The 15175-nt window shown below is 37.8% G+C and carries 15 protein-coding genes; 6 read left to right on the forward strand and 9 right to left on the reverse strand.

Features of this window, described 5'->3' with window-relative positions:
• The first annotated feature begins 34 nt into the window (after positions 1-34).
• A complete protein-coding gene (locus H4J67_RS09620) occupies positions 35-2110 on the forward strand; it encodes a spermidine synthase (protein WP_182203569.1) in 2076 nt (691 codons plus the stop codon).
• A 54-nt stretch (positions 2111-2164) separates the two neighbouring features.
• Here H4J67_RS09620 and H4J67_RS09625 read toward each other — a convergent pair whose 3' ends face one another.
• Positions 2165-2584 (reverse strand): VOC family protein, encoded by a 420-nt coding sequence (locus tag H4J67_RS09625; protein WP_182171340.1) that lies wholly within the window; start codon positions 2582-2584, stop codon positions 2165-2167.
• A gap of 336 nt (positions 2585-2920) precedes the next feature.
• Between H4J67_RS09625 and H4J67_RS20560 the strand changes: the two genes are divergently transcribed.
• Both H4J67_RS20560 and H4J67_RS09630 read left to right on the forward strand, forming a co-directional pair.
• Entirely contained in the window at positions 2921-3079 is a 159-nt protein-coding gene (locus tag H4J67_RS20560) for a hypothetical protein (RefSeq protein ID WP_259368544.1), read from the forward strand.
• 20 nt (positions 3080-3099) lie between these two features.
• Entirely contained in the window at positions 3100-3588 is a 489-nt protein-coding gene (locus H4J67_RS09630; protein ID WP_259368545.1) for an ABC transporter substrate-binding protein, read from the forward strand.
• Between the two features lie 35 nt (positions 3589-3623).
• Here H4J67_RS09630 and nth read toward each other — a convergent pair whose 3' ends face one another.
• From nth to H4J67_RS09670, 8 genes are all read right to left on the reverse strand, one after another.
• Complete coding sequence (gene nth, locus H4J67_RS09635; protein ID WP_182203571.1) at positions 3624-4283, reverse strand: endonuclease III; 660 nt, start codon at positions 4281-4283, stop codon at positions 3624-3626.
• A gap of 18 nt (positions 4284-4301) precedes the next feature.
• Positions 4302-5009, reverse strand: a complete 708-nt coding sequence (locus tag H4J67_RS09640) for an electron transport complex subunit E (RefSeq protein WP_182171342.1) — start codon at positions 5007-5009, stop codon at positions 4302-4304.
• 5 nt (positions 5010-5014) lie between these two features.
• Positions 5015-5674 carry an electron transport complex subunit RsxG gene (gene rsxG, locus H4J67_RS09645; RefSeq protein ID WP_182171345.1) on the reverse strand — a complete coding sequence of 220 codons (660 nt, stop codon included), beginning with the start codon at positions 5672-5674 and terminating at the stop codon, positions 5015-5017.
• Positions 5675-5676: 2 nt separating this feature from the next.
• Complete coding sequence (rsxD, locus tag H4J67_RS09650) at positions 5677-6750, reverse strand: electron transport complex subunit RsxD (protein ID WP_182171348.1); 1074 nt, start codon at positions 6748-6750, stop codon at positions 5677-5679.
• 4 nt (positions 6751-6754) lie between these two features.
• Positions 6755-8962, reverse strand: a complete 2208-nt coding sequence (gene rsxC / locus H4J67_RS09655) for an electron transport complex subunit RsxC (RefSeq protein WP_182171351.1) — start codon at positions 8960-8962, stop codon at positions 6755-6757.
• Positions 8963-8972: 10 nt separating this feature from the next.
• Positions 8973-9527, reverse strand: coding sequence for an electron transport complex subunit RsxB (gene rsxB, locus H4J67_RS09660; protein ID WP_070376178.1), 555 nt, complete (start codon positions 9525-9527; stop codon positions 8973-8975).
• A complete protein-coding gene (gene rsxA / locus H4J67_RS09665; RefSeq protein ID WP_070376179.1) occupies positions 9527-10108 on the reverse strand; it encodes an electron transport complex subunit RsxA in 582 nt (193 codons plus the stop codon). The genes rsxB and rsxA overlap by 1 nt, the downstream gene beginning before the upstream one ends.
• Positions 10109-10264: 156 nt before the next feature.
• Positions 10265-12133 carry an EAL domain-containing protein gene (locus H4J67_RS09670; protein WP_182171354.1) on the reverse strand — a complete coding sequence of 623 codons (1869 nt, stop codon included), beginning with the start codon at positions 12131-12133 and terminating at the stop codon, positions 10265-10267.
• A 477-nt stretch (positions 12134-12610) separates the two neighbouring features.
• Here H4J67_RS09670 and rimP point away from each other — a divergent pair, with 477 nt between their 5' ends.
• The 3 genes from rimP to H4J67_RS09685 all read left to right on the forward strand — a co-directional run.
• A complete protein-coding gene (gene rimP, locus H4J67_RS09675; protein ID WP_070376181.1) occupies positions 12611-13078 on the forward strand; it encodes a ribosome maturation factor RimP in 468 nt (155 codons plus the stop codon).
• 94 nt (positions 13079-13172) lie between these two features.
• Complete coding sequence (nusA, locus tag H4J67_RS09680) at positions 13173-14666, forward strand: transcription termination factor NusA (RefSeq protein ID WP_070376182.1); 1494 nt, start codon at positions 13173-13175, stop codon at positions 14664-14666.
• Between the two features lie 20 nt (positions 14667-14686).
• On the forward strand, positions 14687-15175 hold a 489-nt coding region (locus H4J67_RS09685), incomplete at its 3' end, for a translation initiation factor IF-2 associated domain-containing protein (protein ID WP_182203573.1).

The raw sequence follows: 15175 nt of genomic DNA on the forward strand, positions 1-15175 counted from the left end.
CTAGTTAGTTTGACGATTAAGAGAAATATATTAAATGCTATATCTGGCGATTATTTTTTTAAGTGCTTTTTTATTATTCCAAGTACAACCCCTTATTGCTAAATTGATTTTGCCATATTTTGGCGGTGGTTCAGCCGTCTGGACTGCATGTTTATTATTTTTTCAAGCTTTTCTATTATTGGGATATTTTTACGCTCACTGTTTAACACAAGTTAAATCTGTCAAAAAACAATTAATTATTCACTCGGTCTTTCTGCTTGTTAGTGTGTTATTTCTTCCTATTGGTATTCAAGATTGGGCTGATATTTCACAGACAAGTTCGCCACTTCAAAATATCCTACTGTTATTAACCGTATCGATAGGGTTACCTTATTTTATTTTGTCGTCAACGGGTCCGTTAATACAGCGATGGTTAACTTATATCGAAATAGGAAAACTCCCTTATCAATTGTATTCATTATCCAATGTAGGTTCTTTTCTGGCGTTAATCAGTTTTCCTTTTCTATTTGAACCGCTGCTAACAACAACTCAACAATCAAACTATTGGACGTTCGGGTATGGTTGTTATGCGTTACTACTGGTAACGTTATTATTGAAAATGTCAAAGTTAAGTTTTACTTCTGTTGAGCAAAGTACCCGGCAAGCGTTGGATAAAAGCGTCATAACAACCACATTGTTGGATAAGATTTTATGGATAGCATTAGCCATGGTTGGTGTTGTTTTATTAGTGGCGTCTACCAATGCGATGACACAAAATATTCCCCCGGTGCCTTTTTTATGGATAGTGCCGCTGTGTTTATACCTACTGACTTTTATTATTAGTTTTCATAGCTCAAAGTGGTATGTCAGAGAATATTGGTTTGCGCTATTTGTACTCACGGCCTGTTTAGCTTTGTTGATGTACTTTATTGGCTCTCAACTCGATATTATTTCGCAAGTTGTTATTTACGCTTGTATATTATTTAGTGCATGTATGATTTGTCATGGGGAATTAGCACGTTTAAAACCGCAAGTTCAGCATTTGACTTTGTTTTACTTGTTTATGTCACTGGGGGGCTTTTTAGGTAGTGCCTTTGTTGCTTTTATTGCGCAAAATATCTTTGATCAATTCTTAGAATTTCCTTTAGCTATTATGAGTGTCTTTGTTCTTTTAGCTTTGAGTATTTATTCACAAAGAAATACGGCAATAAAAACGCAAACTTGGTTAGTGGCAACTAATCTTATTTTAGCCATCAGTTTTACCGTGGGATTATTTTATCTTAATACGCTTTTTGTTAAAACTAATGTGGCAAGTGAACGTAATTTTTACGGCATTTTAAGCGTTAAAGATGTAGAAGTTAATAATAAAGTGCAACGTCGTTTGATTGATGGAACAACATCACACGGTACGCAATCATTAGAGAAAGGCAATGAAAAAACGCCATTAAGTTACTATAGAAAAAATACCGGTGTTGCTCTTGCACTTGAACAACTGACTAAACAAAGACGACAAGAGGGGAGTGTTCAAAATATAAATGCCGGATTTGTGGGCTTGGGCGCAGGCACATTAGCCGCTTATGGTAATAAAACTGACCACTATATATTTTATGAATTAAACCCTGCGGTTATTTTTGCCGCTAATAACTATTTTAGTTACTTAAAAGATTCTGCGGCCAACATTGAAGTAGTTTTAGGCGATGGTCGGGTTAGCTTAACGCAACAATTTGAACATTCTGGTAGTCAACAGTTTGATGCCTTAGTCATTGACGCCTTCTCGGGTGATTCCATTCCACAGCATTTATTAACAAAAGAAGCATTGCTGCTATATTTTAAGCACCTAAAAAAAGATGGGGTATTAGCGATACACATTTCTAATTCACACCTGAATTTAATACCGTTAGTACGTGGTTTAGCCGATGTATTAGATACAAAAATTGTTTATGTAGAAACGCTAGCCGATAAAGAAAATGAACATAATGTTCAGTGGGTGCTAGTAACAAATAATGAGTTTTTTCTGAATGATGCGCGCATTAAAATATACGCGAGTGCCTGGCCAATGCCAAATATTGGCGAAAAGAGTCGTATAATATGGACCGATGATCACAGTGATTTATTATCAGTACTCAAGTAATTAGTCATTATCTTGTCGAGTGAATGTCATCGACAAGATAATTAAGCCGTTACTTTACCAGCTCCCTTGATTCTCCATACTCAACCAAGGCTCTTGAGGGGCTAATGCGTCATCTTTTTGCAATAACTCAATAGATATGCCGTCTGGAGATTTTACGAAAGCCATATGGCCATCACGAGGCGGACGATTAATAACAACACCTGATGCCATTAGCGCCGCACAAGTTTTATATATGTCAGCAACCTCAAAGGCTAAATGACCAAAGTTTCTGCCAACGGTATATTCTTCTTCAGAATCCCAGTTATGGGTTAGTTCAATTTCAGGGCCGCCAACTTCTGCTGCAAGAAAGATCAACGAAAACTTCCCTTTGGGTACATCGACACGTTTTGTTTCAATGAGTCCTAGCTGATTAATATAAAAATTGAGTGACTTATCTAAATCATGTACGCGAACCATCGTGTGTAAAAATTTCATTTTGTACCTGTTTTGTATTGTTAGCTAATAAAAAGTAATGACTTGCAAACATCAAAGACTTCATTTGTTGTTTAGATAATAATTAATTGATCATTACATTAATTACCACTATAAACAGAAAGTATTTTATTTACTATGCTAATTAAAATCGAGTATGAGTAAATATACCCACTGAAAAATAAAATGACATTATCAATAGTTTATTTTATATTCCTATGTGTCCTGTTAACAATATTAAAACAAATTAACAACATGATAAAAGCAATAAAACTTAAATATAGCTTGATTTTCTGTAGCCTCCTATTGCCTATTATTAGCCAAGCTACAGAAGTATCAATGGCTTTTAGTAAAGAAATTCCTCCTTATATTTTTGAAGATGATAATAGTGGAATTGAAATAGATATTATTAGGGCCGCTTTAGCTCATAAAGGGTATACGTTAAAGCCAATGTACTTTCCATTAGGACGGATCCCTTATGCCTTTAAAATAATTTAGTTAATGCAGTCATGGTAGATATGGGGGTAAACTTAAAATCACAAGGCGGTTTTTATGCCAAAGCAGCAGTTATCTATGACAATGTATTTATTACTCTAAAGAGCAAAGATATTTTACTAAAAAGGCCTAAAGATTTAGATTCGTTGAATGTGGTTTCTTTTCAAGGAGCAGATAAACGCTATCCTAAATGGCTTAAAAAAGTAAAAGAAGACAGTCGGTTTTATGGTGTTAGCGACCAGCTAACACAAGTTAAATTACTGTATTTTGGGCGCTATGATGTGGTGGTAAGTGATCGTTATATCTTTAGATATTTTGTCAATAAACTTAAGTTAATGCATGGTCTAGATAGCCAAGAAATTACCGAGCACAAACTTACTATCGATAAACCCATGGACTATCGTCCTGTATTTAGAGGTAAAAAAATTCGAGATGACTTTAATTTTGGGTTAATTAAAATCAAAGAAAGTGGTGAGTTTTTACGGATATACGACAAGTATATAAGTTTATAACTAACGGCTATGGACAGATAATAACCCAGAACGAATTAACTGATTTTCTCTTTAAAACTGCATAAATCTTCTATTATACAAGAACCACAACGGGGCGTTCTTGCTATACAAGTATAACGACCATGAAGAATGAACCAGTGATGTAAGTTATAAAAAAACTCTGTTTTTCTTGGAGTATTTTTAATAATATTTTTTTCGGTTTCTTCAACTGTTTTCCCTTTCGCATAACCGGTACGATTTGCCAGTCTTTGAATATGGGTGTCTACAGCGATAAAGTACTTACCTTCATTATCTTTTAGTTGGCCAAAAGCGGTGTTTAAAACAACATTTGCTGTTTTTCTACCGACCCCAGGTAAGGCTTCTAATGCTGCTCTTTCTTTGGGGACTTCGCCACTATGTAAATCAACTAACATTTGGCATGTTTTTAGCGTGTTTGCCGCTTTAGTATTAAATAAACCAATTGTTTTTATATAAAACTTCAAACCATCAAGCCCTAAATCAAGTATAGCTTGAGGGGTATTAGCAACAGGATAAAGTTTTGCTGTGGCTTTGTTAACACCAACATCCGTCGATTGTGCTGAAAGTAGCACAGCAATAAGCAACTCAAAAGGTGAAGAAAAATTAAGTTCAGTCGTTGGGTGCGGATTATTGTCTCGTAACCGAGTTAATATTTCTAAACGTTGTGCTTTATTCATGGCGTTATTCTTTTATTATTATTTTTCATCAAAATTGACACGAACTCGTGCAATTTCCTTACTTTCTGTTTTAGGCTTAGCGGCTGCTACTCGATCATCAATGGCGTTTTTTAAAGCTATAAATAAGCCCATAACAATAAAAGCACCTGGAGGTAGTATCGCGAGTAAAAATTGACTATCTAGGGTATACACTTCAACACGTAATATACTTGCCCATTCGCCAAGTAATAAATTAGCGCCATCAAATAGCGTTCCTTGGCCAAGTATTTCTCTTACTGCACCTAACAAAATCAATATTAATAAAAAGCCTAAACCCATCATTAAACCGTCAAAGCTTGCTTGTTTAATTGGATTTTTAGAGGCGTATGCCTCCGCTCTACCAATAATGGCACAGTTAGTAACAATTAAGGGTAAGAATATGCCAAGTGATTGATATAATCCAAAAGTATAGGCATTCATCAATAACTGCACACAGGTAACAAAAGAAGCAATAATTAAAACAAAAATAGGGATCCTAATTTCTTTAGGTACCCATTTGCGTATTGCCGATACGGTAGTATTTGAACAAATAAGAACAAATAAGGTCGCTAAGCCCAAACCAATAGCATTTGTTAGGGTCGATGTTACGGCTAATAATGGACACAATCCTAAAAGCTGTACTATACCCGGATTATTCTTCCATAAACCTTGCCAAGCTAATTCTTTATATTCATCGTTAATTTTCATGACGATTAAGCTCCCTTAGCAACATCTTGATTTGAACAATTACTCGCAGCTTCAAATAATTCATCTTGGTGAGCGTTAAAATAATTAACTGATTTACGCACTGCTTTGACTACAGCACGTGGGGTTATTGTCGCGCCTGTGAACTGATCAAACATGCCGCCATCTTTTCTTACTAACCAACGATTATCATTTTTATCAATGAGCTTTTTACCGGTAAAGCTATTAATCCAATCGCTTTTTTTCTCTTCAATTTTATCGCCCAATCCAGGCGTTTCTTGGTGTTTTAATGTTCTAACTCCACTTATACTTCCATCGATATTGATGGCAACAATAAGCTCTATATTACCACTGTATCCATCTGGTGCAACGGTGGTAATTGCTGCAGCAACTGGGCTATTATCATTTCTTGCCCGGTAAACTTTTGGTGGGTTAACTGTGCCTAATGCCTCGTTAGGTAGAATGAAGCAGTCTTTATAGATAACATTGTTGTAGCTGTTTTTGGCAATGATACTGTTTAAATTACGCAATAAGTCTTGCTGTTGCTGCAAGATAATTTGATCTTTGGTGAGTGAATGAACCACGCCAACAATTGCCGTACAAGCAATAGCAAATAAAGCGAGGATCCTGGCATTTTTACTGACTGCACTGGTAAGAGAAAGGACCATTATTATTTGCCTGCTTTACTTGATGAAATATTATGCCCATAAGTACGGGGGCGTGTGTACTGATCTATTAGTGGAGCAGCCATATTACAAATTAGCACTGCAAACGCGACACCATCTGGGTAACCGCCATATTTTCTAATAATAAAGACTAAAAATCCTGCTAATGCGCCAAAAACGATTCGGCCTTTAATACTGGTAGCACCGGAAACCGGGTCCGTTAAAATAAAGAATGCACCAAACATACATGCACCATTAAACCAATGGAAGAGTGTTGAAGCGTTAGTATCTTGGCTATATAAAAAAGCAATTAATGAACAAAAAAATACGCTTGCTAAAAAGCTAACGGGGGTTGCCCAATGAATTGTTTTTTTGCCTATTAAGAATAAACCACCCAGTAAAAACCCAGCACTAACCCATTCCCAGCCCACGCCAAAATTTTCACCAATGACGGGGCTTGTCATACTTTCTGCAATGTTTAAGCCCAGTGTTAGGTTTGTTTTTACCGTATCTAAGGGGGTTGCCATAGTGTAACCATCGACATGTGTTCGCAGTTGTTCAACAGAATAGCCATCAATGGTAAAGTTACTAAAAATTACAGAGAGTGTATCAACAAAATTTAACGGTAAGGTCATTAGTTCAAGTGGCGGTAACCAGGATGTCATTTGTACCGGAAATGAAATCAATAGCATGACATAAGCGGCCATTGCAGGGTTGAAAGGGTTATGACCTAGACCACCATATAGTTGCTTTACGACAATAATCGCAAAAGATACACCGATGACAGTGACCCACCACGGCGCTATGGCGGGTAAACTAATCGCCAGTAATACCGCGGTTAAAATAGCGCTGCCATCAAATAGTTGCGCCTTGATATTTTTCTCTCGTAACGATAAAACGATAAATTCTGCAATTAATGCGGTGAAAACAGCGAGTGAGATATGGATTAAATTACCCCAGCCAAAAAAATACCACTGGGCAAATACACCGGGAATAGTGGCGTAAATAACCATACGCATTATTGATGATGTTTCACTTTGAACATGATTATGTGGTGAGCTTGCTATCCAAAAGGCCATAATATTACGTCAACTCTGATTTTACGGGTTTGTTAGTTTTTTCTTCGCTAGGATTAGCCGTCAATTTTGCTTGTTGCTGGGCAAGTTTGCGGGCTTTCGCCTTTGCAACAGCTGCAGCAACTTTAGCTTTTTTATCATCAGCTGGAACGACTATGTCAGCCTGGTTTGCTGGTGTGGCTGCTTCGATAACAATGTTATTATCAAGGGTTAAGTCGCTATCATCTGCGCTATTGTTATTTTTTTCAGCAAGCTTACGGGCTTTCGCCTTTGCAACAGCTGCAGCAATTTTAGCTTTTTTATCATTAGCAGGAACAACCATATCAGCCTGGTTTGCTTGTGTGGCTGCTTCGACAATAATTTTATTATCAAGGGGTAAGTCGCTATCATCTGCGCTATTGTTATTCTTTTCAGCAAGCTTACGGGTTTTCGCCTTTGCAACAGCTGCGGCAATTTTAGCTTTTTTATCATCAACTGCGGAGGGAACATCTCCCATCGCACTTTGCGGCTCTGATTTATAAGTTGCCGTATTTTGTTGAGCGGCTAGCTTTTTCGCTTTGGCTCTTGCAATAGCTGCGCTTACTTGACTTTTTTGTTCATTTTCTGCCGGTGGTGCTACTGTCTGTGCAGTAATATTTTCACTACCTTGGGTTTGTTGAGCTTTTTTCGCTTTAACTCGAGCTAAGGCGGCAGCAACCGCTGATTTTTCTGTTTTTGCTTCGCTGGTACCTGAATTCATCCGCGCTTTACGTGCTTCTGCTGCTGCTTTGTGTTTTTCCTCCCGTGCTATTTTATCTCTGGCTAAACGCTCTTTTCGTGCTTCAAACCTTACCTTTGCATGATCAGCTTTTATATCAAGTTGTTTTTGTTGACGAATCTCAGACTTTGCTACTCGGTAATAATGCACCAAGGGGATCTGGCTCGGACAAACATAGGCACAAGCACCACATTCAATACAATCAAATAAGTTTAATTTATCAAGTTGTTGGTGATCTTTTGCTTTAGCGCTCCACTGTAATTCTTGTGGTAACAATTGGCTGGGGCAGACATCACTACACTGGCCACATCTGATACACTCAACCTCTTTTGTGCCGGTTGAATAAGGTGATGATATTTCTTGCTCACTCGGTGCAAGTATACAGTTTGTTGTTTTTACAACGGGAACTTGATCTGTGGGTAAGCTATAGCCCATCATTGGACCACCCATAATGATATGTTTTTTATTTTTATTGGGGTAACCACATTGTTCGAGTAAGAAGCCTACGGGTGTGCCGAGTAATGACCAGACATTCTGTGGCTTCTGTAAAGCTTGGCCACTGACTGTAACCACCCGCTTTATTAATGGAATATCGTTTATTACTGCATCAGCTATTGCAAAGCAAGTGGCAATATTGTGCATAACAATACCCATAGAGCTAGGGAAAACGCCTGAAGGAACCTCTTGCCCTGTTAATATTTGAATTAACTGTTTTTCACCGCCAGTAGGATATTTAGTTGGCACTACACAGACTTGAATTTTTTCATTATTAGCCGTTGCTTGCTGAAGTACTTTTATCGCTTCAGGTTTATTATTTTCGATACCAATCAGAATATGTTTAGGTGAAAGAAGACGTTCAAGTATATTAATGCCATCAAGAATTGACGGGCTGTGCTCGCGAATTAATAAATCGTCAGCACTAATATAAGGTTCACATTCAGCGGCATTAATAATAAGGAATTGTATTTTGTCGCTAGTACTTACTTTAACTTGTGTAGGAAAACCAGCACCGCCCATGCCTGATATACCGGCTGAAGAAATTTTATCAATTATTTCATTATGGGTTAATTTACTTACATCAGTACATATATGACGTTCTTGCCATGTATCTTCTCCGTCTGGCTTAATAAATAAGCATAATTCGCTTAGGCCTGAGGGATGAGCAATAACAGCATTTTTAATGGCAGTAATAGTGCCACTCGTAGGAGCGTGAATAGGAACAGCCATAGGATGCATACTCTGGGTGAGTGCTTGGCCCTTAAGTACTTTATCGCCTATTTTTACCCGTAAATCTGCGGCAATACCTACGTGTTGCTGTAATGGCAGTATTAGCTGTTCAGGTATGCTAACCGCTCTGATAGGTTTATCAGTGGTTAAGAACTTCTGTTCTGGTGGATGTATACCGCCATGAAAAGTCCAAAAGTTAGCGCGCTTTATACGTTCAATAACTGATCCCACGAATCCTCACCTAATCAAGCTGTACCACAGGTATATTGTTAAGATCCCATTGCCAGTTTTGTGGTGTTTTAGCGATAGGTATCATTATGATGCAATCGACCGGACAAGGGTCTATACATAAGTCACAGCCAGTACATTCGTCGGCTATTATAGTGTGCATTTGTTTGGTCGTACCTAAGATCGCATCTACAGGGCAAGCTTGAATACATTTAGTACAACCAATACAGTCTTCTTCAATAATAAAAGCAACTTTAGGAGAATTGTCTGTATCATGATTTTCGTCAAGAGGTGGTGGTTCAACTCCCATTAAGTCTGCTATTTTTTTGATGGTATCTTCACCGCCAGGTGCGCATTTGTTAATAGCCTCACCGTTCGCGACTGCTTCTGCATAGGGTTTACAACCAGGGTAACCGCATTGGCCACATTGCGTTTGTGGTAAAATAGCGTCAACCTGCTCGGCAAGAGGGTCGCCCTCAACGTGAAATTTTACAGAGGCGAAGCCAAGAATGGCGCCAAAGACTAACGCCATACAGCCAAGTACTAGTATTGCTAATAGGGTGGTCATTACAACTTCACCAAACCAGTGAAACCCATAAAGGCAAGTGACATTAAGCCAGCAGTTATCATAGCGATAGCGGAACCTTTAAAAGGTTTTGGGATATCAGCATTAGCAAGTTTTTCGCGCATCGCTGAAAACATAATAAGTACAAGAGAAAAACCGACAGCCGCACCAAAGCCATAGACAATCGACTCAAGAAAATTATGTTGCTCATAAATATTTAATAAAGCAACACCTAATACTGCGCAATTAGTGGTAATCAAAGGCAAGAAGATACCCAGTAAACGGTATAAGTTGGCACTGGTTTTATGTACGACCATTTCAGTAAATTGTACAACTACAGCGATGACTAAAATAAACATCATAGTCGTTAGATATTCGAGTCCCAGAGGAGTAAGAATATAGGTATTTACGATGTAGCTGAGTAACGAAGCAATAGTCATTACAAAGGTGGTGGCAAATGACATACCGATTGCAGTTTCAGTACGTGAAGACACCCCCATAAATGGGCATAAACCTAGGAACTTTACGAGAACAAAGTTATTGACTAATACTGTGCTAACTAACAGCAGTAGATAATCTGTCATTTGAAAATTAATTTTATGAGATAATTCACGCTATTATCCGACTTTATTAGTCAGATGACAACCGCTCAATGCCTTAATTTTTATTGCATATGCACTATCTTCTTGCCGTGCTTGGCCTTTATTAACATGGAACGTTTAGCTTTAAGTTATACTCAATTAAATCGCTTCAGGCTTTCCTAAATAAAAACCTTGGCAACCATCGATAAATAATTTTTCTAAAGTAAATTTTTCTTCTTGGCTTTCAACACTTTCAGCTAGAACAGTGATACTTAAGCGATGAGCAAGATCGACCATTAATCGGATGAAGTACTGGTTGTTTTTATCATCATCAATATCACGTGTATAAGTACTATCCATTTTAATAAAGTCAGGTTTAAGGTCGCGGAAAAATTTAAAAGAGGTTAAACCCACACCAAAACGTTCAACAGTAATACGAGAACCGACTCTGTGGATCATATCAATAAAACGCTTACTGGTTTTAATGTTTTGTTGGAGGCCGTATTCCGTTATCTCAAAGATCAATTTCGCAGCAATAGTTGCTTCTTTCAATAAACGACGTTCAAGCCAAATTAAAAAATGTTCGTCATGAATACTGCGTGAACTGATGTTGATGCCAAAAAATTGGTCATGTAAATTTTTTGTTTTAATTTCACTGATCACTTTTTCAATAATCATTTTGTCAACAGCCATCATTTTATCAAGCTTTTCCGCCATAGCTATAAAAGAAGCGGTGGGTAACATTTCATCCGATGAATTTAAAAAGCGGGCAAGAATTTCACCATAGACTTTGTTGTTACGGCTATTAGGCTTTATCGGTTGGACAAGTAATTTAACCCGTTGGTTTTCTAACACACTGTCTATCTCTTGACGCCAATTTTGGTTGCCATAACTCGCACTAGAGCTATGTAAAATGTCACTGTCGCTTTGCGAAAACCAAGAGTTGAGTTGTTGAGTTTGTGCAATACTGATACCGGTATCAGCGAGTGCCAGTAATTCGCCAAGTGGTTTGTCTTTCTCGAAATAGACTAAACCAGTATAGCCAACTGAATCTAAATCTGATGATTGTTGGTAAGCGTTAAATTTACTGGATATTTCATTTGCAGCGTTCTCTGCTTCTTTTAATGTTACGTTAGGAAGCAAGGTGGCAAAGTCGGAACTATTAAGCCGATAAACATTTGCGCCTCGGTAGGTTGCAGTAACGCTTTTAATAATGTCGGCAACTTTGCAAATATAATTATCACCTTCACTGTAACCATGTATTTGATTTATAGTTTGCAGCTCAGAACAGCGTGTTATCGCTAAGACCCCAAATTCAACCTGATTTTCATCATTAGCAAAAAACTGAATAAAGCGATTACGGTTTTCTAATTTTGTAAGAGGTTCAACATAAGCTTGCTTTTCAAGTGCACTGGCATCGTTAACATGCGCTGAAAGTAATGCCTCGACTTTTTTTAGTCCATGAGTTAATTCAGGCATGTCAATAATTTCATCACCAGCCTCAAGTTTATTCATCGATATAACTTGAGCAATACCCTGTTTAATTTTATTGTTAACCACAAAAACAACCTTTTTAGTGTGCTTAACACTCAACGTACAAGCAATAACAATAATGATAAGGCTCGCTAAAATAGAGACCAGCATTATTTTAAGGATCAATGTCGCGGCATCATTACTGTTAATTTGATAACTAACGGTCGTATTAGATGAGTGAGTAAATACCACTATAGGAGGAGAGATATAAGGGACAAGTATATTGGTGTTTACGGCCTTATAATTAATTATTTCTTTGTTTTGTTGTTGTAGGGAAAATAATTGAAAGTCAGCTAGATTAACTAAGAGTTTAACTTGTTCTAATTGGTTGCTCTTATCTGATGTGTCGATAATAGCTGAAATAGAGCTTTGCATCATTGATTGCTTACTCGAGAGTGAGGTAGCAAAGAAATAACTGACCATAACAATAATAAGAATATTAAAAAACATCCCTAAAATGACGTTGCGCATTAATAATTGAGAATAGCTATACATAATAAGTTGATTTGCTGAAAAGTTAGGCCTACTTCAATTTATAGCATGCTTGATAAAAAATTACTAACTTACTGTTATTTAGAGTGATATATAATGTTGGCGTTAATGAACTCTATAAGTTGAGGTTTTATTGCTTATCCTATCAATTAGGCTTGCGATTCGGTGGTAGTCGCTATATAATTCGCATAGCTTAAATATAACAATATTTCACTGAAATTCACTTTTTGGCTATTGCTTAAAGCAAAGTTAGAAAATAATTTTATATTGTTGTATCGATTTGACGGCTTATTTTATAAGTCACTAGGTTAAATCAACATCGTGGGTTCAGTGTAATAAGCCCCGCGTATTGGGGCTTTTTCGTATCTGGGACATTTGTTCAGCACGATAAGCTTTAAGAATTGCTGGGCTATAAGCCCTTTTTTTGTATCTGGATGTTGATACATGAAGACAAAGTAAGATTTTATTTGGAGAAAATGATTGGCTAAGTTTGAACATAAATTAACAGACATGTTACGTCCTGCTGTTGAAGAAGTTGGTAAGGAATTATTAGGCATTGAGTATATTAGTGCTGGTAATAATTCAGTATTACGTTTGTTTATCGACCATGAGAATGGCATTGATGTTGATGATTGTGCTGAAGTTAGCCGTCAAGTAGGCGCTATTCTTGACGTTGAAGACCCTATCGGCAGTGAGTTTAATTTAGAAGTTTCGTCACCCGGTTTAGACCGACCGTTATTCGATAAACCACACTATGAAGCAGTGATCGGTGAAATTATTGAAGTGAAATTATCTATACCATTAAACGGTCGCCGCAAATTTAAAGGTCGCTTAGCTGCCGTTGAAAACGATACTTTAGTAGTAACGGTCGACAGTGAAGACTATGAATTAGTGCTTGGTAATATTGTTAAAGGCAATTTGGTTTTTAATCATAATAAAAAAAGCTAAGCAAATAATAATAATAAAATAAAAATACGTAGTTGTTCAACGTCATTACATAAATAGTTGAACTGTTCAGAAACGATTAAAAAGGCTAAGTAGCATGAGTAAGGAAATATTACTGGTTGTAGATGCCGTATCTAACGAGAAAGCATTACCCCGTGAAAGCATTTTTGAAGCAATGGAAACCGCTTTAGAAACAGCAACAAAGAAAAAATATGAAGGTGACATTATTGTTCGTGTTGCTATTGACCGTACTAATGGTGAATTTGATACCTTCCGACGTTGGTTGGTTGTTGCCGATGACGCCGTAGCAGAAAACCCATTTGCAGAAATGAGTTTGTCAGCTGCACAGTACGACAATGAAGAGTTGCAGTTAGGCGATTATATTGAAGATCAAATTGAATCAGTTAAATTTGACCGTGTAACTACGCAAACAGCAAAACAAGTTATTGTCCAAAAAATTCGTGAAGCAGAACGTGCTCTTATTGTTGAAGCTTACCAAGAACAAATTGGCGAGCTAGTGACAGGTGTAGTTAAAAAAGCCAGTCGCGATAGTATCATTATTGATTTAGGTAATAATGCAGAAGCGGTTATCTACCGTGACGATATGTTACCTCGTGAAACATTCCGTCCAGGGGATCGTGTTCGCGGTTTGTTATACGAAATTAAAACAGAAACGCGTGGCGCACAATTATTAGTGACTCGTTCTAAGCCTGAAATGTTAATTGAACTTTTCCGCGTAGAAGTGCCAGAAATTGGCGAAGAGATGCTAGAAATTAAGGGTGCTGCTCGCGATCCAGGTTCACGTGCAAAGATTTCTGTGAAATCTAATGACAAGCGTATTGACCCAGTAGGTGCTTGTGTTGGTATGCGTGGTTCACGTGTGCAAGCCGTTTCAACTGAGCTTGGTGGTGAACGTGTTGATATCGTTTTATATGACGATAACCCAGCACAATATGTTATTAACGCAATGGCTCCAGCTGAAGTTGCATCAATTATTGTTGATGAAGACAAAGGCACCATGGATATTGCTGTTGAAGAAGGCAATTTAGCGATGGCCATTGGTCGTAGTGGTCAAAATATCCGTTTAGCTAGCCAATTAACTGGCTGGGAATTAAACGTGATGACTGTTGCTGACATGAACGAGAAGCATCAAGCCGAAAACGATAAAGTTATTTCATTGTTTACAGATAACTTAGATATCGATGATGATTTTGCTAACTTATTAGCAGAAGAAGGTTTTGCTACGTTAGAAGAAATCGCTTACGTACCAGCAGCTGAAATGTTAGAAATTGACGGCATGGATGAAGATATTGTTGAAGCGCTTCGTGAACGTGCCAAAGCGGCATTAACGACTCGTGCATTAGCAAGTGAAGAGTCTCTTGAAAATGCAGAACCAGCAGCTGATTTATTAGCGCTAGACGGTTTAGAACGTCACTTAGCATTTGTATTAGCGAGTCGTGGTGTAATTACCCTTGAAGACTTAGCTGAACAAGGCGTTGACGAAATTGCCGATATTGAAGAATTAGATGAAACCAAAGCGGGTGAGTTAATTATGGCTGCGCGTAATATTTGTTGGTTTAACGAAGAATAATTCCCGGGAGAATATAGTAGATGTCAAACACAACTGTAGCAGAACTTGCTCAAGAAATTGGTACACCGGTGGACCGCTTAGTTAGCCAATTGGCTGACTCTGGCGTGAATAAATCCGCGACCGATTCCGTATCACAAGATGAAAAAGAAGCATTGTTAGACCACTTGAAAAAGCAACATGGTGACGACTCAACAGCCGGACCATTAAAAATGACGCTTAACCGTAAATCTAAATCAACGTTAACGATGGGACATGGCAGTAAAGCTAAGTCAGTTAATGTTGAAGTGCGTAAAAAACGCACTTATGTTAAGCGCAGTGAAGTTGAAGAACAACAGCAAGCAGAAGCTGAAGCCAAAGTAGCAGCAGAAGCTGAAATTGCCGCACAAGCAGCTACTGAAGCAAAAGCAATTGCTGATGCTAAAGAAGCAGAAAATGGTAAAGCAGTTGCTGAAGCAAAAGCGGAAGCAGAAGCAGAAAGTAGAGCAGCAGCGAAAGCCGGAGGCGAAGAT

The organism is Colwellia sp. BRX10-4, from assembly GCF_014077465.1.
Taxonomy (GTDB): Bacteria; Pseudomonadota; Gammaproteobacteria; order Enterobacterales; family Alteromonadaceae; genus Colwellia_A.

Coding starts and splice junctions, on each gene's coding strand:
- H4J67_RS09620 (WP_182203569.1), top strand. CDS start 35: ATGCTATATCTGGCGATTATTTTTTTAAGTGCTTTTTTATTATTCCAA.
- H4J67_RS09625 (WP_182171340.1), bottom strand. CDS start 2,584: ATGAAATTTTTACACACGATGGTTCGCGTACATGATTTAGATAAGTCA.
- rsxB (WP_070376178.1), bottom strand. CDS start 9,527: ATGACCACCCTATTAGCAATACTAGTACTTGGCTGTATGGCGTTAGTC.
- rsxG (WP_182171345.1), bottom strand. CDS start 5,674: ATGGTCCTTTCTCTTACCAGTGCAGTCAGTAAAAATGCCAGGATCCTC.
- H4J67_RS09670 (WP_182171354.1), bottom strand. CDS start 12,133: ATGTATAGCTATTCTCAATTATTAATGCGCAACGTCATTTTAGGGATG.
- rsxD (WP_182171348.1), bottom strand. CDS start 6,750: ATGGCCTTTTGGATAGCAAGCTCACCACATAATCATGTTCAAAGTGAA.
- nusA (WP_070376182.1), top strand. CDS start 13,173: ATGAGTAAGGAAATATTACTGGTTGTAGATGCCGTATCTAACGAGAAA.
- rsxA (WP_070376179.1), bottom strand. CDS start 10,108: ATGACAGATTATCTACTGCTGTTAGTTAGCACAGTATTAGTCAATAAC.
- H4J67_RS20560 (WP_259368544.1), top strand. CDS start 2,921: ATGGCTTTTAGTAAAGAAATTCCTCCTTATATTTTTGAAGATGATAAT.
- H4J67_RS09630 (WP_259368545.1), top strand. CDS start 3,100: ATGGGGGTAAACTTAAAATCACAAGGCGGTTTTTATGCCAAAGCAGCA.
- nth (WP_182203571.1), bottom strand. CDS start 4,283: ATGAATAAAGCACAACGTTTAGAAATATTAACTCGGTTACGAGACAAT.
- H4J67_RS09640 (WP_182171342.1), bottom strand. CDS start 5,009: ATGAAAATTAACGATGAATATAAAGAATTAGCTTGGCAAGGTTTATGG.